This window comes from Streptomyces sp. NPDC004542 (assembly GCF_040610035.1).
Classification (GTDB): domain Bacteria; phylum Actinomycetota; class Actinomycetes; order Streptomycetales; family Streptomycetaceae; genus Streptomyces.
This window is the reverse complement of record NZ_JBEXLP010000018.1, coordinates 65,117-83,383: the sequence shown is the minus strand read 5'-3', so window position 1 is coordinate 83,383 and position 18,267 is coordinate 65,117. Positions and strand designations below refer to the sequence as shown.

Sequence of the window (18,267 nt, the reverse complement as noted above, 5' to 3'; positions counted from 1 at the left end):
GCCTCCGTCAGGGGATCGGGGAAACGGTGACGTGGTCCGCGGCGCGCCGTACGGCGGACCGGGCCACGGGGTCGGCGGCGGGAGTGCCGTACCGGGCGATGGTGTGGGCGGCGGCGGACGCCGCCGCCCGGCCGGCCGCGGCGGCGTCACCGGTCCTGGCCCAGGCGGCCAGAAAGGCGCCGGAATACGCGTTGCCGCCTCCGGTCGGATCCGTGACCGGCCCGGGGGCCACGCCCACCCGCCAGCGCCGGCCGGCCTCCTGGACGACGGAGCCCGCCGCCCCGCAGCGCAGCACGGTCACCCCGGCCGCGTGGTGCAGCCGGCCGAGGGCGGCCAGCGGGTCGGCGAGGCCGGTGAGCGCGGTCGCCTCGGCCGCGTTGAGGGACAGGACGTCCACCCCTGCGGCCAGTTCGAGAACGCTCGAGCGCAGCTCCGGCCGGCAGGCGTTGGCCGCGATCTCCCACAGCACCGGCCCCCGCAGGCGGGGGCGGGCCTCGGCCAGCTCGGTCCAGAACCGCTCCTCGGTGTCGTGGAAGAGGTAGGCGCAGGCGATCCGGTCGTCCGGGAGCGGGAAGCAGCTCGGGTACGGGGTGTGCGCGGCGAAGTGCTCGTCGCCGTACACGGAGGTCTCGGAGCGCTCTCCGTCGGGCCGGTACCTGACCTGGGTGACCGGACTGTGTTCGCCGACCTCGAACAGGCCGGAGGGGTCGACCCCGTGGTCGCGGCACCACCCGGTGAGGCGGGGAAGGTCGGCCCTGCCCGCCCCCGACACGAGGACCGCGTGCCCGGGTCCGGTCACCAGGCTCGCCCCCACGGCCGCGTAGGCCCCGGCCCCACCGACCGCACGGGCCCGGAACCGGCCGTCGGGGTCGTAGACCTCGTCGGTCACGACGTGTGAGAACACCGCCAGGAGACTGCGTGTCACTTCGACCCCTCCGCTCCACACCGCCATTGAAACTTCTTGTTGTTATATCTACCATACCTTTCACTCCGCAGTTCCGCCGGAACGACGGACACCCACCGCAGGAGAGGCGCGGATGAAGAACCTTCTGATCGACACGGATCCCGGCATTGACGACGCCCTCGCGATCGTGCTCGCCCTCAAGTCCAAGGGCCTGCGCACCCGCGCGGTCACGGCCGTCACCGGCAACCTGCCGTCCGACCGGACGGCCGCGAACGCACTGCGCGTCCTGGACCTGCTCGGCAGGGACGACATCCCGGTCGGGCAGGGCCCCCTGCTGCCCCTGGACGGCGACTATCCGGTGGACCCCTTCTCCCACGGCAGCGACGGCCTGGCGGAGTCCCACTTCCCGCCGTCCCGCCGCGCCGTCGACCCCCGTCCGGCCGCCGAGCTGATCGTGGACACCGTCAACGCCCACGCCGGCGACATCTCCATCGCCGGGCTGGGACCCCTGACGAACATCGCCCTCGCGCTGGAGATCGACCCGTCGCTGCCCGAGAAGGTCGGCGAACTGGTCATCATCGGAGGCTCCTTCGGGCTGACCCCCTACGCCTGGTCCCAGGCCACCGGGGACAACCCGGTCAGCGAGTGGAACATCTTCGTCGACCCCGAGGCAGCCCACCGGGTCTTCCGGGCGGGATTCGACCTGGTGGCCGTCGGACTCGACATCGCCACCCACCCGCGCATCAACTTCCGGCCCGCGGACCTGGACCGGCTGCGCGGGTCCGACACCCCCGAAGCCGCTCTCGCCGCACGCGTCGTGGACTTCGTCAACGGCCGCGGATACCAGTCGTACTGTTCCCTGATCGACAGCGTGGCCATCGCCGCCATCGCCGATCCCAGCCTCGTCGAGTCCGTGGAGGTCCGCTGCGACGTCGAACGGCGGGGCGAGCTGACCCGAGGCATGACCGTCGTGGAACGCCGCGCCCACCACGGCAGGGAGGACATCCCCACCATCAGAGCCGTCTCCAGCCTGGACTTCGACCGCTTCCTCGACCTGGTGACGGGGGTACTCAGTGAGCCCCGTCCCTGACCCCCGCGCGGACCGTCTGCCCCGGCCGCTCAGGCGACGGGGGTGGCCCGGACGCCGTCCGCGTCGTACCGTTCGGTCGACTCGCGCAGGACGGCCCCGCGAGAGCTTCCCGAGTGGGCGTTGTCCTGCGTCGCCCCAACCCAGCAGCTGCCCAACTTCGACGACGGGATCATCTCGGCCGACGAGCTCGACGAGGAGCTCGCCGACTGGTCAGAGGGGATCTTCCGACTGCGGGGCCAGCAGTTCAACCTCGCCTGGCTTGGCGAAGAAGAAGCCGACGCCGCCCACCAGGAGCACGGCTGGACGATCGACTGATCATCCCTGCCTCACCGCGACGGAACTGGGGACGTTCATCCGTACGCAGCTGGGGAGGAAAGTCCGTACGCCGACACCCGGCGAGCGGCACCCGTGACAGGAGCGCCGCCAGCTCGGTGGGAGTGGGCAGTTCGGCCCAGTCCGGGGTCGCTCTGGTCGTGGAACGGAAGCGGATGGCAACTGGCGGTCGGATACCTGGTGGTGGGACTCGGCTCCGGCACATGACCCAGCCGCCATTGAGTGTGGCGATTCGCCAACGGGAGCGACAGGCCCGAACGGCCGCGCCCATCGGCGCCGGCCGACGGGCGCGGTGCGAGATCGGTACCGCCGCGACGTAGCGCTACCGGCGCAGAGCACTTTTTTCAGCTGCTGCATGCCTGGGCGAGAAGGTTCGTCGGTCCCTTCTGCGTGGCCCTGAGTTGCGGGAATGCGCTGGTCGGAACCGGGTCGGTGCGGGATGCTGCACGCGTGATCGAGCGAGAAGCCGCCGTTCGGGCTGTCGAAGAGCAGTTGGAGCGCGACTATCAGCAGTGGCGGGCTGTGAGCGCCGACGCGGTGAGAATGGTGGTGGTCCGTGTCGAGGAGCACGAGCTGGTGTGGATCATCTCCTGGCAGTCCGAGCAGTTCGCACGCACTGGGAACGCGAAGCACATGCTGGTCGGCAATGGGCCGTACCTCGTCGACCGCGTCGACGGGGGACTCCACCAGATCGGCGTCGTCTCCGCGGTGACCGGGGAGTGGGAGGCCGACTACCGGGCTCGGATACGTGGGTTGCCGGTGCGCACTGCAGTGGACGATCTACACGATGCGCTCCGCGGAGTCGCCGCTACCCGCGGACGGATGCATGCGGTGCGGACACTGCGCCAGAGGCTGCCCATGCTCTCGCCCGCGCAAGCCCTCGAGTACGTGAGCGCGTTGCTGGAGGGTGATGCACCCGCCCGCCTCGTGGCCGTCGCCACCGAGGAACTCGTGGAGCTTGTCAACCCGGTACTTGCGGTGAAGACCGTTCTGAGCGGGGCGGCAATCCGAGCCGGCCAGAGATCCGAAGGGTGACGGGAACGCCAGTCGGCGTGCCGATCGCGCATCCGGTCCCGTCCTTGGGCAGCGCTTACACAGAGGCAAGGAAGTCCCGGACCGCGTCCGCGAAGCCGACCGGGTCGTTGGCATACAAAAAGTGGTCCGTTTCCAGTTCGACGAGACGGGTGCCGGGCCGCCGGGCCGCCATCTGCTCTGCCTGCCTCGCCGACAGCACACCTCCCCGGGCACCGCGCACCAACAGCGCCGGGCAGGCGGAGCCGGTCCAGTCGCTCCAGTGGTCGCCGTGCACCTGTTCTTCGGACACGTAGATGTCCCTGGGGTGGAAGTGCAGGCTCCAAGTACCGTCCGGCCGCTCGCGAACAGCGGATCCGAGGAAGGCGGCGAACGGGCCCAGCCGGGCCACGAACGCCTCCCGGGTGGGGCACGTGCCCTGCGGAAGGTCCAGCACGAACGCCAACGGGTTCCTGCCGTCCAGGCCGAGCTCGGCACAGCCCTCGCCGTTGACCAGCGCGGTCACGCGCTCGGGATGGCGAGCGGCGAACTGGTAGGCGTTGATCGCGCCGAGGGAGTGGCCGAGAAGAGCCGCGCGGTCCAGTTCCAGGTGGTCCATGAGGGCCTCCAGGTCGGCGAGGTACCCCTCCCTGCTGTAGGCGGCGGCCCGGCCGGAGTCGCCGTGGCCACGCTGGTCGGGCGCGATGACCCGCCAGTCGGGAGCCAGACGGGCGGCGAGACCTGCGTACGACATGCCCTCGGACATGTGTCCGTGCAGAGCGAGCAGCGGGCGGCCCGGCCCGCCGAAGTCCACGTAGGACAGGGTACGGCCGTCGATGGTGAACGCGGAGCGCCTGCCGGTGTCGGTGTCGGTCTTCATGGGTCCACCGTAGACCACTTCTATACGGATGTACAAGACGAACGTACAAGACAGATGTGTAATACGTTTGTATGAATACTGAAGGCCGAATTCGGCACCGTCCTGGTGATCGTGGACCGGCCCGCCGGGCCGTGTGCCTGGCCTACTCGCGCTTCGCCGTCGGACACCCTGCCCTCTACCAGGCGATGTTCGTGCTGCCCACAACTGAAGTTCGCTCGGCGATCCTTCGGAGCAGTGCCTTGTCCGAGAGGGCGGCCGGGTTGAGGGCCACCGCGACCGCGGGGGTGAGGGGGTGTCCGGCGAGCACGTGGCGGATGGCGTCAAGCGGGACGGGACGTTCGTAGTAATCCTCGAACCATGACCGGACGGCTTCGGGCGAGCGGTCCGTGAGGAGGTGGAAGAGGAAGCCGGAGCCGTCTGGGTCTTCGCTGCCCGCGGGAAAGGCGAGGGTCGAGCCGGTGCGCCAGACGGGGTCGCCGGTCGCCTGCCACAGGCAGGCGGTGACCCGAGGAGCGTCGATGCCCTCGTCATGGAAGGCCGGCTCGTCCAGAAGCGGGCGCAACGCCGCAGGCACCTCGTCGATGACACCGGGCCAGACCTGCTCGTCGTCCGTGCCGTACGGACTCATCTCCGACTCGTGGTCGAAGCCGCGTATGAGCACGCCGGCCGGAGTGAAAAGGACGGCGAAGTCGTCTCCAGAGCCGTTGTCCATCAGGGCCGCCTCCACACCGGGGCCCCAAGCGGCGTCGAAGGTGTACCGGCACAACCGCGGATCGTCACCGATCGCCATGTCCAAGGCGGCCAGTGCGCGCAAGTGGGAACGAAGTCGGGCGGGGTCGGGCAGGAGGGCGGCGGTCTCGCGCACAGTGCTCATAGCGCCAGGTAAGCAGCCGCCACTGACAATCCGGGACGGCCGCCGGACAGGGGCAGGGACACCGAGAAGTGACGCCGGCACCATCCCTCTACCAACGGTAGAGGAACGGTGGTGGAGTCGGGGGCCGGCAGCAGATGAGACGAGCATCAAAGCAAGCGTGGCAGCGCGGGACCGGCGCGCCCCCGCTCGCGGCCGAGCACGGCACCACCGTCCGGGCCCTCGTCGAGGACCTCGCGCAGGGCACCCGGACCCGAGTCGAGTACGTCGAGTACGTCGAGTACGTCGAGCGCGCCGCGCCGGCCCGCGCCGAGCTCGCCTCCGCGCTGGGCGCCGAGCGGCCCGGGCTGCTCAGCCACATCAAGGGCTGCGCTTAGGCACACGGCCGCGCCGGCACCGCCGGTACCGGATCCGGACCAGCGCGTGCGGTGCCGGTCGTGGCGAAGGATTCGGTGCCGCCGTGGAGGAGGTGGTCGGGCGTGGGCGGTGGTGTGCCGCCCACGGTGGCTTTCTGGTGGTCAGCCGCGGCGCAGGAGGGTGATCTTCTGCCGGGCGGTGGAGATGGCCTGTGCGAGGTCGGCGCGGGCGGCTTCCTGCTTCATGGCCTGGACGAGCTGGGCCTGGTGGTCCTGGAAGGACACCTTGAAGGCAGGGGTGGGTGCGGCCAGGGCTGTGTCGAGGTAGTCGTCGACGCGCTCGACGACCTTGGCCAGTTCGGGGCGGATGGCCTCGATGTGGTCGGCGATGCCCCGGATCATGTCGCCGGTCTGGGAGATGTCCTCCATGTCCTCGGCCCGGCTGGGCTTCTTCACCCTGCGGCACTGTGCCTTGTAGAGGTCGGCGAGCCACTGGTCGGGCTCGTCGTAGGCGGTGTTCTCCGCGTCGGCGGTGCGGATCTGCCGCATCCAGGCGAAGACCTCCCGGTGGTGCAGGAGCCCGTACAGGGCGAGGGCTCCCATGACGAAGGAGGAGACGATCCCCGCGGCGAGGGAGCCGGCGCTGGTGCCGATCGCCAGGGTGGTGCTGTGCATGGTCATGGTGATCCGTTCACGGGCGCGCCGCCCCGACGGTCGGGGGTGTGCGGCGCGGAAAGAGGATGGTGGGTCCGTGCGAGGGACGCCGGGGGTGGTGTCAGACCCCGGCGAAGCGGCTGAGGCCGTCGACGTCGTGGACGACGAACTGGCGGTAGCGGGCCTCGATGACACCGTGGTAGCGCAGCGTGCGCAGCGCGTTCTCCGTGGTGGAGACGGCGAGTTGGAGGGCTGCCGCGACGTCCTTCTGGCCGGGGCCGGTGATGACGGTGTGCCGGGAGACGCGCGGGTCGGGGACGCCGGCGGTCCTGGCGAGGTGCGCAAGCAGTCGGCTGACCCGTTCCAGGGGCGGGCGGATGGCCATCCCGTAGACGAGTTCGTCGGTGCGGTTGCGGTCTTCGAGGCTGTGCAGGAGGGCCAGGCGCGCCTCGTACAGGCGGCGCTCGGTGAGGGCGTTGAAGTAGCGGGCGGCGCAGGGGATGACGACGGTGGTGGTCAGGCAGCGGGTGTCGACGCGGGAGGTGGGGTCGATGAGCGCGGCCTCGCCGACCAGTTCGCCGGCGGTCCGGAACCGGGTGACCGAGGGGATGCCCGTGCCGGTGCCCAGCGGGTAGCGGTCCTGGCGTACGACGCCTTCGAGGATGATGTAGACGAACGGGTTGTCCGCGCCCATGGGCAGCAGTTCGTCGCGGGTGAAGGTGCGGCTGCGCAGGCCGGATTGCAGCAGCGCGTGCCAGGTCTCGGCCTGCAGGCGATGCAGGAAGCTTCCCTCAGGCTTGCCTTCGTGGGCGTGCAGCAGGTGGGTGGGCCGGGAGACATCGAGGGCGGGAGGCATGGTCACACTCCCCTCGCGACCGGGCGGGCGGGACGCGTCGTCGCGTACGCCCCGTCGAAGGCGCGGCGGTGACGGCGCCTCAGCCACGGCGTACCGGGGCACTCGGGAGGGTACGGCGGCACGGCGCCGTGAGAGCTGGCGATGCTCATCGTGTTCGTCCTTATGGGGTTGATCGGCCTGGGACCCCGCTGTGTCAGCGGGGTCCCAGGTGGTGGGTCCTTCGCCTCTCCGGGAGGTGGTGCGTGCCCGGTGGTGTGGGCCGGGCGGGTGGAGATGACGTTGGAGCGGGATAACGCTACCCCTCGCCACAAGGCCAGAGCTAGTCGCGTTTCCGAAGGCGGCGCGCAGTTGATTCACGCAGCGTCGATCCCCTACCCGTGGGGGATCGGCAGGCCTCAGCCGGAAGTGGAATCCGTAAACCCACTCAATCGATTCCCAGGAATCCCCGTATTCGACATTCAGATATTCATACGAAGACCTCAGAGTTACCCCCGAGTGAGGCCCGATGAGCCTGCGGGTAAACCCGTGTCAAAAACGGGAGGCCCTGGGGCACCACCCCCAGGACCTCCCGGAAAGGGTCCGGACCCACCAGGATCAGACCGGTGCCCAGTAAACACCACGGACCGCGTAAAGGTCACTCCCGATCCGGCGCCATGTCATCTCTACCGCTCCAACTGGCACCGCAAACCCCCCAGCCGAGGGGTTTTGACATGGACAGGACCATATCGGGGCTCGTCAAGGCGGCGCTCCGCAGCCCGGACGTTTCGCCCCTTTTGCGCACCCGGGAGCGCGACGCATCCGCCTCCTGGAGATCCTGAGAGCGCTATCAAATGATAATCAACGTTCAATAGTCAACAAATCTGGTCACCGGGCGCCCGGAGCGGTACCGCCCGGTCGGGCGTAAGTGCGATCATCGCGAGGATTCCCTGGTCTGCCATAATTGATTTCTCAACATTCCACTGGTGGGCTTCAGCGGAAATGCAGGACGCGCAGAAAATACATCCCCCTCTTGTTCGGGACGGGATATCGAACGTCAATCGGCGGCCCAAGCGGTCACACTTCCGAATGTCGACTGATCCACATTGCCGCCCGCCTCCTCCCATGCGCCGGCATCCATGCCGGGCCAGGCCGCTGCACCCGCGGACGGAGCCAAGCCTTTACGACGTCAGTTTCGTTACCCAGGCGCCAAGTTCACGTCGGAAGTAGCGCGGGCATGGACGGTCGAGCGCAAAGATGATCAAATGAGCGCATCGGGTAACGTGCGTCACACTGTGCGCCATCTGGCCGCCAGCGTGTGCTCGCGTACATCCGAAGCACCCCCTCCCCCACCCCGTGCGCGGCACCCTGCGACACGCTCCGTCATACGCCGCCCCGCACCCGGCGCCCTGAAACCGCCACCACCAGGCACCCGGCCCGTCAGAGGTCCCGGACACGGGCGCCACCGCCGGATGACCAGCCCCGGACGTCGCCGCGGCCCTGGGCGAAGCGGCGGGCCTCCCCCGCCGAAAGTCGAGGTCGATGCAAGGGGTCGCCGTCCCGCCCAAGCGGCAACACGGCAGCCGGGTGCCGCATGGTGGTGATCGGAACCGCGCGTGGGTTCGGTGCTGGGACCGGCGAAGGCGCACTGTTCAGTCGGGCCGGCAGGCGCCACCGCCCGAGCCTCACGTGCCCACGCGCTCGGCACGTTCCGGGGCGAGGGCCAGGGCGACGGACTGAGGGCGCGGCCAGAAAGGCAGGTCGCGGTCGACGAGTTACGGACCCTCCGTGAACGCGATGGCGTGGTCGACGGCCCACTGGCGGAACGTGCGCGGCGCCGCCCCGAGGACGTCGGCCACCGCAGTGGTGATGTACGCGGGCTGTCCGACCGCCGCACTCCACGCGGCGAGCAGCATGTCGACGGCCGCGCTGGGCACCGTGCCCTCCCACAGACTTCGGAACTCGTCCGGCGTTATTTCCTCGAATGCGATCCGGCGCCCCAGGGCGTCACCGATGGCGTGCACCTGCGCGGCTTGGGTCAGCGATTCGGGGCCCGTGAGGACGTAGTCGCCTCCGACGTATCGGCCCTGACAGAGCGTCCGCGCCGCGACGGCTGCGATGTCGCGGTCGTCGACCGGTGCCGACTCGGCGGCGCCGTGAGGCCACCGGACGACTTCGCCGGCCCGGATCGCGGGCGCCCACCAGGCCAGCGAGTTCGACGCGAACATCCCCGGCCGGATGATCGTCGACTCGAGTCCGGCGGCCGCGACGAGCCGCTCGATACCGGCGTGCAGCACCGCCATGGGATTGGGCTGCTGGAAGAGGGGGTGCGGCGTCCGGTGCGGGGAGGAGAGGAAGACGACCCGCCGCACGTGGGCTGCCAGCCGCTCGACGACCGCCTCCGCGGTCTGATGCGGGGCGGTCCAGACGAGGAAGACCGCACCGGCGCCGTTCAACGCCGGGTCGAGCGACTCGGGCACGGTGAGGTCGCCGGTGAACACCTCGACCTTCGCCGGCAGCGTCGCCGCCGCATCAGAGCGACGGGTGAGAGCACGGACCGGCACCCCCGCGTCGAGGAGCTGGTCGATGACGAAGCGGCCGACCCGGCCCGTCGCCCCGGTCACGAGCACGGGAGGAATGTCCATCTGATTCATGCCGCCCATGAAAACGTTACTCGGTTAAAAAAGCAACCCGGTCATGAATGTTACGGTGTTCAGATGAGCGAGCCGACGGGACTGCGGGCCCGCAAAAAGAAGCGGACGCGCGACGCCATCGGAGACGCGGCCGTCTCGCTGTTCCTGGAGCGCGGCTTCGACCGCGTCTCGGTCAACCACATCGCCGCGGCGGTCGAGATCTCCAAGCCGACCCTCTTCCGGTACTTCCCCACCAAGGAAGACCTGGTGCTGTACCGGTTTGCGGACCATCAGGGCGAGGCGGCACGTGTCGTACGTGACCGTGAGCCCGGCAGCAAGCCGGTGACGGCGCTGCACCGGCACTTCCGGGCCGGCCTCGACCGGTACGACCCCGTCACCGGCCTCAGCGATCATCCCGAGGTGGTGGCGTTCCATCGGCTGGTGTTCACCACACCGAGCCTGGCGGGACGGCTCACGCGGTACCAGCTCGAGGACGAGGAGGCACTGGCGGACGCCCTCGGCGAAGGCATCACGGCACGCCTGCTGGCCGCTCAGGTACTCGCGGTCCAACGGGTGCTCGCCCGGGCCAACTGGCAGAAGATCGCCGACGGTCGCACCGCCCACGACGTCCACCCCGAAGCCGTAGCCGATGCCGACCAGGCATTCAGCCAACTGCCCTGACAGGCGACGCTCCGGGCCGGAGAAGGCTCCGCGGCTTGGTGCAGGCGCGGCCGGATGGCTCCCTGTGGCCGCCGTCGGATACCGGCCGCACACAGCCCGGTAAGTGCGACAGGGCGACATCGCCCACCGGTCCGCCGAGCGGCTGGCCCGCTCCCCCGTCGCGGTGAGTGTTCGACCGGGAGAGGAAGCCGAACGGCGATGCCGGACATCGCGGAAGAAGGCGTACGGCCCGTCAGCCTCCTGAGGCGACTGTCGGCTTGGCGAGGGCGCTCGACCCCTGCGGCGTGCATCTCGCGGTCCTGTCCGTCAGCGTGGCACAGGCCCGGGCGCCGGAGGGGTCCGCGACCGGGGCCGTCGGGCTGAAGGCATCGACCCCGATGTGCACCCGAGGCCGTCGCGCAGCAGGTGGCGGGCCACCTCGGTGCGGGCCGCGGCGAGTTCGGTGGCGATCCGGTCGGTCCGGCGGGCCTGCGGTACCACCGCCGCCGCCATGGGCTCCCCGACGAGCAGGCAGGCACGCCGCAGGTGGGCCGGCGGGTGGGTGGCGTCGACCTGGAGCGCGCGCCGGGCGCCGGCGCGCCGCTGCCGTTCGTACTCGTGCTTCCGGGGCGGACGCCGCGTACGCGGTGAGCCGGCAACTGAGCCCTCTCGAGCCGCCCCTGCCCCGTCCGGGTCCTCTCGTTCGCCTGGTGCCGGGCTCGCGGGATGTGGCACCGCACGCTGATCCGGCGAGGAGCACCAGGCGGTACGCCCCGGCGGTGGCCCTGAGGCGGCGGGGCTGGTACACCGGACCGCGTTCCTCTACCGGCAGTAGAGGAACGCGGTAGAATCGGGACATGGCAGCAGACGAGACGAGCATCAAGGTGAGCGCGGCCGCGCGGGACCGACTGGCCCAGCTGGCGGCCGAGCATGGGACGACCATCCGCGGCCTGGTCGAGGAGCTGGCACAGAGCACGCCGACGCAGGCCGAATACGCCGAGCGTGCCGAGCTCGCCCGTGCCGAGCTCGCCTCCGCCCTCGGCAGTGCGCCGAGTCCGGAGGCGGAGGCGAAGGCCCGGGCTCTGCTGGAGCGGCTGGGCGCCGCCTCGCTCGGTCCGCGGGCGGCCGCGTAGTGGCGGCGATCGCGGTTGTCCTCGATCACACCACCGCCGTCGCGCTTCACGACCCGAAGGATCCGTTCAACGAGGCGGTCGCCGCGTTCTACGTCCAGGCATCCGGCGGGCTCGGTGATCTGTATGCGCCGGTGCTGTCGCTGACGGCCGGCGACACCGAGCGACCCGGGCTGCTCAGCTACATCAAGGGGCTGCGGTTCATCCGGATCGAGGCGTTCGACACCGACGCCGCGGTCACCGCCACCGAACTGCTGCGCTTCGGGCACTCCTGGGCCGCCGTCCACGCCATCCACGCCGCCCGGCCGTCCGCCGCCCACCCCAGCGGCCGGTTCCTGCTCACTCTGACCCCGAAGGCGTACGCGGGCACCGGCGTCCAGGCCGTCCACCCCGGCCAGTAGCCGCCGACGTCCCAAAGCTGCGTCAGGCCCGCCCGCGCCGGCCCGCCCGGGCGCGGGCCTGGGCAGGAGTACCGGTGGTCAGTTTGACCAGGTCCCTGCCCGCCAGGTCGGTGCCGGCCAGCACCTCGTCGGCCGAGGTGTCGTCCAGCAGGCATACGACGATCAAGGTGTTCGCCGCGACCGCCTCAGCGGCGCTGTCCGCGACCCGTGCACCCTCGGCGGCGAGCGCCGCGGCGCGGGCGGGGGTGCGGTTCCAGACAGTGAGCGGGTGCCCGGCGGCGAGCCAGGTGCGGGCCAGCGCGGTGCCCATCGCGCCGAGGCCCAGCAGCGTGACGGGAGTCTTCTCAACGGTGTTCCGTGGCATGCCGATTAGGCTGGGCGTAGGGCCGGGGGGGGGTGATCAAGTACGCACTTGGTGGTGGGTGGTTACCCCGGGGTGAGCGAGCACGTCAGGAGGGTGGGGCATGACGACGCTGAACCGGCCGGGCAGACCGGCCTCAAGGGGGAGGGATCATGCACAGCAGAACGGTCAGAGCGGCGTGGGCTGTGACGGGCGGGGCCGCGGCTCTGACTCTGCTCATGGCAACCGGGGCCCACGCGGAGGGGAGGGGTGACATCCGGGTCACCGCTGCCGTCGTCAACGGCGGGAAGAATGTCATCATCGGCACGTCCCAGCGCGTCACCTACCCGATCGCCATCACCATCAAGGACAACTCAGGTGTGAAGGGTCTGTCCCACGTCAGCGTCTTCAACAAGAGCAACGGCTGGGAATTCAGCGACTGGACCGACACCACGTGCGTGAAGAAGAGCTCCACCACATCGGTGTGCACGGCCACGATGACCATCGCCCCGCAGTGGCTTCCGGACAGCCTGCCCGAGGACGTCAACCACACGGCGGGCCTCTGGCAGGTCAACGCCACTGTCAAAGCGAACGACGGTGACTACTGGATCGCCGACGACATCGCCGAGTTCAAGATGAAGCGCGCCTCCAGACTCACCACGGACGCCTCACCCGAGCCCGTCGCCAAGGGTGCCAAGCTGACCGTCTCCGGCAAGCTGACCCGGGCGAACTGGGAGGACCTGAAGTACCACGGTTTCACCGCACAGGATGTGAAGCTCCAGTTCAAAGCCGCCGGAGCCGGCCACTACCGCACGCTGAAGACGGTGCGGACGGGCGACGCCGGGAAGCTCAGCACCAAGGTCACCGCCAACTCCGCCGGAAGCTGGCGCTGGTACTTCCCCGGCACGACCACGACCGCGCGCGTCGTGTCGGCCGGTGACGCGGTGAACCTGAAGTAGCGGTGGACACAAGCCCTCGCTCGCAACTCCTAACGGAAAGCCACCGTGCCGCCTGTGGTCTCCTGGTGCCTCGGTCCGGCCGCACAGGCCAGCGGAGGTGCGATCGCCTGGACGTCCGCTCCCTCGCCCACCCATAGCGCGATGAACAGCGCGGCCGTCGCTTCCAGGAGCCCCGCCCGTCCGAGACCGCCGCCGGCCACCGGTTCACAGCCCACGTCCCGCACCAACGCGCGTACACGCGCGACGGCCGTCTCGTCGTCCCCGCAGACCGGCACTGCCAGCGGCCGCCCGTCGAAGACGGGCGGCCGCATGCGCCACACGTCCTCGTGACAGAGGTTGAAAGCCTTGACCACGTGGGCTCCCGGCGCCGCCGCGGCCAGTTGCTGCGCGGCTGAGGGGCCTCCTTCCGTCAGCAGCCGGAATCCCGGGCCGACCGGGTTGGAGCAATCGAGCAGCACCCTGCCCTCCAGGGCCGCGCGCAGTTCCCGTGCCACGTCCGCTCCCGCGCCGAAGGGCAGCGCGGCCAGCACCACGTCCTGGCCGAACTCGGCCGCCGCGCGCAGACCGGCAGCCTTCGCGCTGCCTCCGATGCGCATCGCGAGCCGCTCCGCCTTGTGTGCGTCCCGTCCCCCGATGGTCACCTGGTGCCCGGCCCGCACCCAGTGGGTGGCGAGCGCGTCGGCCATGTTGCCCGTTCCCAGTACGCCGATTCTCATCACACGTTCCCTCTCCGTGTCTGCTTCGCCGTTCCCACCGACGCTAGACTGCGGTTCGGGCACCATGTGGTACGTGACGACCGACGCCTTCCTCGCCGACTGCCGCGCCCGCCTCGCCTTCGACCTGCTCTCCCACACCTGGAACGCCGTGGTGCTCTGGGCCCTGCGCGACGGCCCCAGACGCCCGGTCGAACTACGGGAGCGGATCGGGGGCATCAGCTCCAAGGTCCTCACCGAGACGCTGCGACGGCTGCAGTACAACGGCCTGGTCGACCGGCAGGCACACGCCGGCGCACCGTCACGGGTCGAGTACCGACTCACCGCTCTGGGGCGGACCTTTCTCGTGCCCATCGACACCGTCGGCGCATGGGCCTTCGAGTACGGCGATGAGGTCATGGCAGCCCAGGAAGCAGCATGCGCTCCCGCCCCGCAGCCCCCTCCGCGCAACCGCTAGACCGGTCGACAGCGTGAGCGCGGGCGTCGCCGGCAGACGAGTGCCCAGCCGAAGGTGACGAAGGCTTCGTGGGTGTCGTCGTCCTCGTCGTCCCGGGCCCGGGGGTACGGGTCGGCGGGCTCGTCGGTGGCTCGGGGCGTGGCCGTCCTACGATTCGCCGGCCTGCGTGGTGACGGGTTGCGTGGGACGGTCGGGGAACGGGAGAGGACGTATGCGGAAGCGTTTGCGCCACGGAGCCGGCGCCTGGGGCATGGGCTGGTCAAGACCGGTCTTTCGGAACGGTTTTGACCAGCAGCAGCACCCACCCGGCCCGGTGCCCTCGTCGCCGTCGCCGGGTGGAACCCGTGGCCTACAGCGGCCATCCGGTGTACGCCTCGGCGAGGAGAGTGCGGCCGGCCCGCGACTCGACGACCGAGCGCAGTTCGCCGATCTGGCGCAGGCGGTCGAAATCGCTCGCACCGGGCTCGAGGTGGAGCATGCTCGTCATCCACCAGGAGAAGTGCTGCGCCTTCCAGATGCGGTGCAGCGCGGTCTCGGCGAAGGCGTCCAGCAGGGTCTCGTCGTGGTCGAGGAGCAACGCGCGCAGCGCCTCGGTGAGCACGGCGACGTCGGCGACGGCGAGGTTCATGCCCTTGGCCCCGGTGGGCGGCACGGTGTGCGCGGCGTCACCGACGAGCACGACACGGCCGCGGCGCATCTCGTGCGCGACGAAGCTGCGGAAGCGCAGCACGTCCCGCTGGAAGATGCGGCCCTCCTTGAGAGCGGTGCCGGGGACCCGCGACTGGAGGATCTCCCACAGCTGGTCCTCCGCGTACGCCTCGGTGTCGGTGTCCGGGTCGCACTGGAAGTACATGCGCTGCACCTTCGGGCTGCGCCGGCTGATGAGGGCGAAACCGTTGGGCGAGTTGCTGTAGATGAGCTCCTCGGCGCTCGGCGGTGCCTCGCAGAGGATGCCGAACCAGGCGAACGGGTACTCCCGGAAATAGCCGCCGTACGAACCGGTGACGGCCGCGCGGGCGACGCTGCGCGAGCCGTCCGCGCCGACCACGACATCGGCCTCGATCTCGACCGTGCGGCCCTCCGCGTCCTGGGCGACGACGCGCGGACGGCTCGTGGTGGCGTCCTCGACGCGTACGGCGGTCGTGGCGAAGCGGAGGTACTGGCCGGCGGCGAGACGGGCGGCGATGAGGTCCTTGAGCACCTCGTGCTGGGGGTACAGCCATACGGCCCGGCCGACGGTGTCGGCGAAGTCGATGCGGTGGCCTTCGCCGGCGAAGCGCAGCTGTATGCCCTCGTGTCGCTGCCCGACCGTGCGGACACGGTCCGACGCCCCGGTCTCGGCGAGGATCTCCACGGTGCCCTGTTCGAGGATGCCGGCCCGGATGGTGCTCTCGATCTGCTCACGGGTACGGGAGTCGATGACGACCGATTCGACGCCGCAGCGGTCCAGCAGATGGGACAGCAGCAGGCCGGCAGGGCCCGCGCCGATGATGGCGACGCGCGTACGTACGGGCATGTCCACTCCTTCGTTCGCGGTCTCGAGGGCGACACAAGTGCGCCGCGACAGAGGGAGTTTGGCTCCGGAAAGGACCGCTGACGAGGCTGGTTGCCATTGAACGGGAAGTCGGCTTTCACCGGTGAGCTAGGGCCGCTGCGTCGCGAACGCGGCCGAGATGCCCGACGCCGCGGCGCGGAGCTCCTCGACGGCGGGACGGGTCGGCGCGTGACGGGGCAGCACGACCGACAGCGCGGCGATCACACCCTCGCGCGCCTCTCGTACCGGCACGGCGACACCCGTCGACACGGCCTCGACCGACCCCGGGGCCACGACGACGCCGTCGCGGCGGATGCCGGCCAGCACCCGGCGCAGCCGCGCGGGGTCGGTGACGGTCTCCGGCGACACCGCTTCGAGTGGCCCGGCGAGCACGCGTTCGCGCAGTTCCTCGGGGCCGTACGCCAGCAGGACGAGTCCCGACGACGAGGCGTGCAGCGGCAGTCGGCCGGCGATCCGGGTGATGTTCGCGCCTGCCTTCGGGTGCGAGAGACGCTCGAGGAAGAGCGTCTCACCGTTCTCCAGCACCGCGAGCTGGGTGTGCTCGCGGACGCGGGCCTGGACCCGTTCCATGAAGGGCAGGGCCGCCTGCCGCAGGCGCAGCGCGCGTGAGCCCCGCAGGGCCAGCTCCCACAGCCGCATGCCCAGGCGGACACGCTGGTCCTCGTCCCGTTCCAGCAGCCCGCACTCCACCAGGTCGGCCACCATGCGGTGCGCGGTGGAGGACGGCAGATCCGCACGCCGCCCGATCTCCGTCGCCGTCTGGACCGTGCGGTCGGTGTCGAACGTTTCGAGGATGCGCACGAGCCGCTCGGTGACCGTTTCGCCGGACGGTGAGTTCGCCATGGCCGCCTCCGCTCCGCACCGCAGTGCACGGCATGATACGAGGGTGCGTCGGCGCGGAAAGGACTGCTGGCGCATTTCACCGAGCCCCTGAAATGCCTTCTTCCGATCACCTCGGTGCGCCGACGGGCCGCAGATCGCAGAAGGAAGCCCACTCTCCCGGCGGTAGGCTCGGCGCATGGCCGCATCCGACGCTCCTCCGCCTCCGGTGTCCCGCCGGGTCCGCAGGCGGCGTACGCGCCGCCAGGCGTTCGGCACGTGACGGCGGTCGGCGACGCCCTCGCGCCGCGGGTCCGGCACCGGTACGGCCGACAGAGTGTGATTACTTGCACACGCCGGTAGGCGGCGGGAATAGGAAGCCCGCGCACGCGATTGTTCCCCGCGTACGGTTTCGGGTCCGTCTTCGGGGGCTGCGTTATGCTCCCGTCGGGCCGGTCGACTGCCAAGGAGTCCGTGTGACGTCGCTCTTCACGCCCTATGCGATCAGGTCGCTGACCATTCCCAACCGCATCTGGATGGCCGCGATGTGCCAGTACAGTGCCGAACCCGAAGGCGAGGCGGCCGGTGCCCCCACGGACTGGCACTTCGCGCACCTGGCGGCACGCGCGACCGGCGGGGCGGGGCTGATCATCACCGAGGCCACGGCCGTCAGCCCGGAGGGCCGGATCAGCCCCTACGACCTCGGCATCTGGAACGACACCCAGGTCGCCGCGTTTCGGCGCATCACCGCCTTCCTGAAGTCGCAGGGAGTCGTCCCCGGCATCCAGCTGGCCCACGCCGGCCGCAAGGCGTCGGCCGAACGGACCTGGGTCGACCGCGGCCGGCAGATCCGCCCGGACGAGCCCCACGGCTGGCAGCCGGTCGCCCCCAGCGCCGTGCCCTTCGACGGCTCGGCCACCACCCCGGCCGAGCTGTCCGCGGAGCAGATCCGGCACCTCGTCCGGCAGTTCGCCCAGGCAGCCGAACGCGCGCTGGCCGCCGGCTTCGAGGTCGCCGAGATCCACGGAGCCCACGGCTACCTGATCCACCAGTTCCTCTCCCCGTACAGCAACCACCGCACCGACGAGTACGGGGGCTCCTTCGAGAACCGGATCCGCTTCGCCCTGGAGGTCGTCGAAGCCGTGCGCGCGGTGTGGCCCGAGGAGCTGCCCGTGTTCTTCCGCACCTCCGCCACCGACTGGCTGAGCGAGAATCCCGAGGACGACCGTGAGGGCTGGACCGGCGACGACACCGTCCGCCTCGCCAAGGAGCTCCAGGCCCGCGGTGTGGATCTGATGGACGTCTCCACCGGCGGCATCGCCCCCGACGCCCGGATCACGACCGGTCCGGGCTACCAGGTGCCCTTCGCCGAACAGGTGCGCGACGAGACCGGCCTGCCGGTCGCGGCGGTGGGAATGATCACCGAGCCGGCCCAGGCCCAGGAGATCCTTGCCTCCGGCCGCGCCGACGCCGTCCTCCTGGGCCGTGAGCTGCTCCGCGACCCCTACTGGCCGCGGCACGCCGCCGCCGCGCTCGGCGGCGAGGTCCCCACACCCGTGCAGTACCACCGGGCGTGATCGGGCGGTGAGCGCTGCCGGGCCCCGGTCGGTGTCCTTCTGACCCAGGACGGCCGAGGGGAGATCCATGGCCGCGACGGTGGACCCGGATC

The 18,267-nt window shown here is 70.5% G+C and carries 19 protein-coding genes and 2 pseudogenes; 11 read left to right on the top strand and 10 right to left on the bottom strand.

What is annotated here, in order from left to right:
• Positions 1–7: 7 nt before the first annotated feature.
• Positions 8–925 (bottom strand): PfkB family carbohydrate kinase, encoded by a 918-nt coding sequence (locus tag ABZX30_RS13480; protein ID WP_355932723.1) that lies wholly within the window; start codon positions 923–925, stop codon positions 8–10.
• 112 nt (positions 926–1,037) lie between these two features.
• Here ABZX30_RS13480 and ABZX30_RS13475 point away from each other — a divergent pair, with 112 nt between their 5' ends.
• The 3 genes from ABZX30_RS13475 (at position 1,038) to ABZX30_RS13465 (ending at position 3,362) form a co-directional block, all read left to right on the top strand.
• Positions 1,038–1,994 (top strand): nucleoside hydrolase, encoded by a 957-nt coding sequence (locus ABZX30_RS13475; protein ID WP_355932722.1) that lies wholly within the window; start codon positions 1,038–1,040, stop codon positions 1,992–1,994.
• Between the two features lie 42 nt (positions 1,995–2,036).
• Positions 2,037–2,309: a hypothetical protein gene (locus ABZX30_RS13470; protein ID WP_355932719.1), complete on the top strand. Its 273-nt coding sequence runs from the start codon at positions 2,037–2,039 to the stop codon at positions 2,307–2,309.
• Between the two features lie 468 nt (positions 2,310–2,777).
• Positions 2,778–3,362 carry a YrhB domain-containing protein gene (locus ABZX30_RS13465; RefSeq protein ID WP_355932717.1) on the top strand — a complete coding sequence of 195 codons (585 nt, stop codon included), beginning with the start codon at positions 2,778–2,780 and terminating at the stop codon, positions 3,360–3,362.
• 55 nt (positions 3,363–3,417) lie between these two features.
• Here the strand turns inward: ABZX30_RS13465 and ABZX30_RS13460 are convergent, their stop codons facing one another.
• Positions 3,418–4,218, bottom strand: coding sequence for an alpha/beta hydrolase (locus tag ABZX30_RS13460; RefSeq protein WP_355932714.1), 801 nt, complete (start codon positions 4,216–4,218; stop codon positions 3,418–3,420).
• Positions 4,219–4,289: 71 nt separating this feature from the next.
• Between ABZX30_RS13460 and ABZX30_RS13455 the strand changes: the two are divergent.
• A pseudogene (locus ABZX30_RS13455) lies at positions 4,290–4,439 on the top strand (TetR-like C-terminal domain-containing protein); the annotation flags it as partial.
• Here ABZX30_RS13455 and ABZX30_RS13450 read toward each other — a convergent pair.
• A complete protein-coding gene (locus ABZX30_RS13450; protein ID WP_355932712.1) occupies positions 4,394–5,092 on the bottom strand; it encodes a hypothetical protein in 699 nt (232 codons plus the stop codon). The pseudogene ABZX30_RS13455 and the gene ABZX30_RS13450 sit on opposite strands and share 46 nt — an antisense overlap.
• A 134-nt stretch (positions 5,093–5,226) precedes the next feature.
• On the opposite strand from ABZX30_RS13450, the gene ABZX30_RS13445 reads away from it, so the two are divergent.
• Complete coding sequence (locus ABZX30_RS13445; protein ID WP_355932710.1) at positions 5,227–5,466, top strand: hypothetical protein; 240 nt, start codon at positions 5,227–5,229, stop codon at positions 5,464–5,466.
• A 141-nt stretch (positions 5,467–5,607) separates the two neighbouring features.
• Here the strand turns inward: ABZX30_RS13445 and ABZX30_RS13440 are convergent, their stop codons facing one another.
• From ABZX30_RS13440 to ABZX30_RS13430, 3 genes are all read right to left on the bottom strand, one after another.
• Complete coding sequence (locus tag ABZX30_RS13440) at positions 5,608–6,126, bottom strand: hypothetical protein (protein WP_355932709.1); 519 nt, start codon at positions 6,124–6,126, stop codon at positions 5,608–5,610.
• 94 nt (positions 6,127–6,220) lie between these two features.
• Positions 6,221–6,955 (bottom strand): Crp/Fnr family transcriptional regulator, encoded by a 735-nt coding sequence (locus tag ABZX30_RS13435; RefSeq protein ID WP_355932706.1) that lies wholly within the window; start codon positions 6,953–6,955, stop codon positions 6,221–6,223.
• Positions 6,956–8,706: 1,751 nt separating this feature from the next.
• The gene (locus ABZX30_RS13430; RefSeq protein WP_355932704.1) at positions 8,707–9,585 is read right to left on the bottom strand and encodes an NAD(P)H-binding protein; all 879 of its coding nucleotides are present in this window, start codon (positions 9,583–9,585) and stop codon (positions 8,707–8,709) included.
• Positions 9,586–9,648: 63 nt separating this feature from the next.
• Here ABZX30_RS13430 and ABZX30_RS13425 point away from each other — a divergent pair, with 63 nt between their 5' ends.
• The 3 genes from ABZX30_RS13425 to ABZX30_RS13415 all read left to right on the top strand — a co-directional run bounded on the left by ABZX30_RS13425 (position 9,649) and on the right by ABZX30_RS13415 (position 11,755).
• Positions 9,649–10,245, top strand: coding sequence for a TetR family transcriptional regulator (locus ABZX30_RS13425; RefSeq protein ID WP_355932702.1), 597 nt, complete (start codon positions 9,649–9,651; stop codon positions 10,243–10,245).
• Between the two features lie 836 nt (positions 10,246–11,081).
• Positions 11,082–11,357: a hypothetical protein gene (locus ABZX30_RS13420; protein ID WP_355932699.1), complete on the top strand. Its 276-nt coding sequence runs from the start codon at positions 11,082–11,084 to the stop codon at positions 11,355–11,357.
• Positions 11,357–11,755: a hypothetical protein gene (locus tag ABZX30_RS13415; RefSeq protein ID WP_355932698.1), complete on the top strand. Its 399-nt coding sequence runs from the start codon at positions 11,357–11,359 to the stop codon at positions 11,753–11,755. Before ABZX30_RS13420 ends, ABZX30_RS13415 begins: the two co-directional genes overlap by 1 nt.
• A gap of 46 nt (positions 11,756–11,801) precedes the next feature.
• On the opposite strand, the pseudogene ABZX30_RS13410 reads toward ABZX30_RS13415, so the two are convergent.
• Positions 11,802–12,119 (bottom strand): annotated as a pseudogene (locus ABZX30_RS13410) (NAD(P)-binding domain-containing protein); the annotation flags it as partial.
• A 215-nt stretch (positions 12,120–12,334) separates the two neighbouring features.
• Here ABZX30_RS13410 and ABZX30_RS13405 point away from each other — a divergent pair.
• Positions 12,335–13,054 (top strand): hypothetical protein, encoded by a 720-nt coding sequence (locus ABZX30_RS13405; RefSeq protein WP_355932696.1) that lies wholly within the window; start codon positions 12,335–12,337, stop codon positions 13,052–13,054.
• 29 nt (positions 13,055–13,083) lie between these two features.
• Here the strand turns inward: ABZX30_RS13405 and ABZX30_RS13400 are convergent, their stop codons facing one another.
• The gene (locus ABZX30_RS13400) at positions 13,084–13,770 is read right to left on the bottom strand and encodes an NAD(P)-binding domain-containing protein (protein WP_355932694.1); all 687 of its coding nucleotides are present in this window, start codon (positions 13,768–13,770) and stop codon (positions 13,084–13,086) included.
• A 73-nt stretch (positions 13,771–13,843) separates the two neighbouring features.
• Between ABZX30_RS13400 and ABZX30_RS13395 the strand changes: the two genes are divergently transcribed.
• Positions 13,844–14,224, top strand: coding sequence for a helix-turn-helix domain-containing protein (locus ABZX30_RS13395; protein WP_355932692.1), 381 nt, complete (start codon positions 13,844–13,846; stop codon positions 14,222–14,224).
• Between the two features lie 349 nt (positions 14,225–14,573).
• Here ABZX30_RS13395 and ABZX30_RS13390 read toward each other — a convergent pair whose 3' ends face one another.
• Together ABZX30_RS13390 and ABZX30_RS13385 are read right to left on the bottom strand one after the other, a co-directional pair.
• The gene (locus ABZX30_RS13390; RefSeq protein ID WP_355932690.1) at positions 14,574–15,740 is read right to left on the bottom strand and encodes a 4-hydroxybenzoate 3-monooxygenase; all 1,167 of its coding nucleotides are present in this window, start codon (positions 15,738–15,740) and stop codon (positions 14,574–14,576) included.
• Positions 15,741–15,866: 126 nt separating this feature from the next.
• Positions 15,867–16,622: an IclR family transcriptional regulator gene (locus tag ABZX30_RS13385; RefSeq protein WP_355932687.1), complete on the bottom strand. Its 756-nt coding sequence runs from the start codon at positions 16,620–16,622 to the stop codon at positions 15,867–15,869.
• A 452-nt stretch (positions 16,623–17,074) separates the two neighbouring features.
• Here ABZX30_RS13385 and ABZX30_RS13380 point away from each other — a divergent pair, with 452 nt between their 5' ends.
• Complete coding sequence (locus ABZX30_RS13380; RefSeq protein WP_355932685.1) at positions 17,075–18,175, top strand: NADH:flavin oxidoreductase/NADH oxidase; 1,101 nt, start codon at positions 17,075–17,077, stop codon at positions 18,173–18,175.
• The last annotated feature ends 92 nt before the right edge of the window (positions 18,176–18,267 follow it).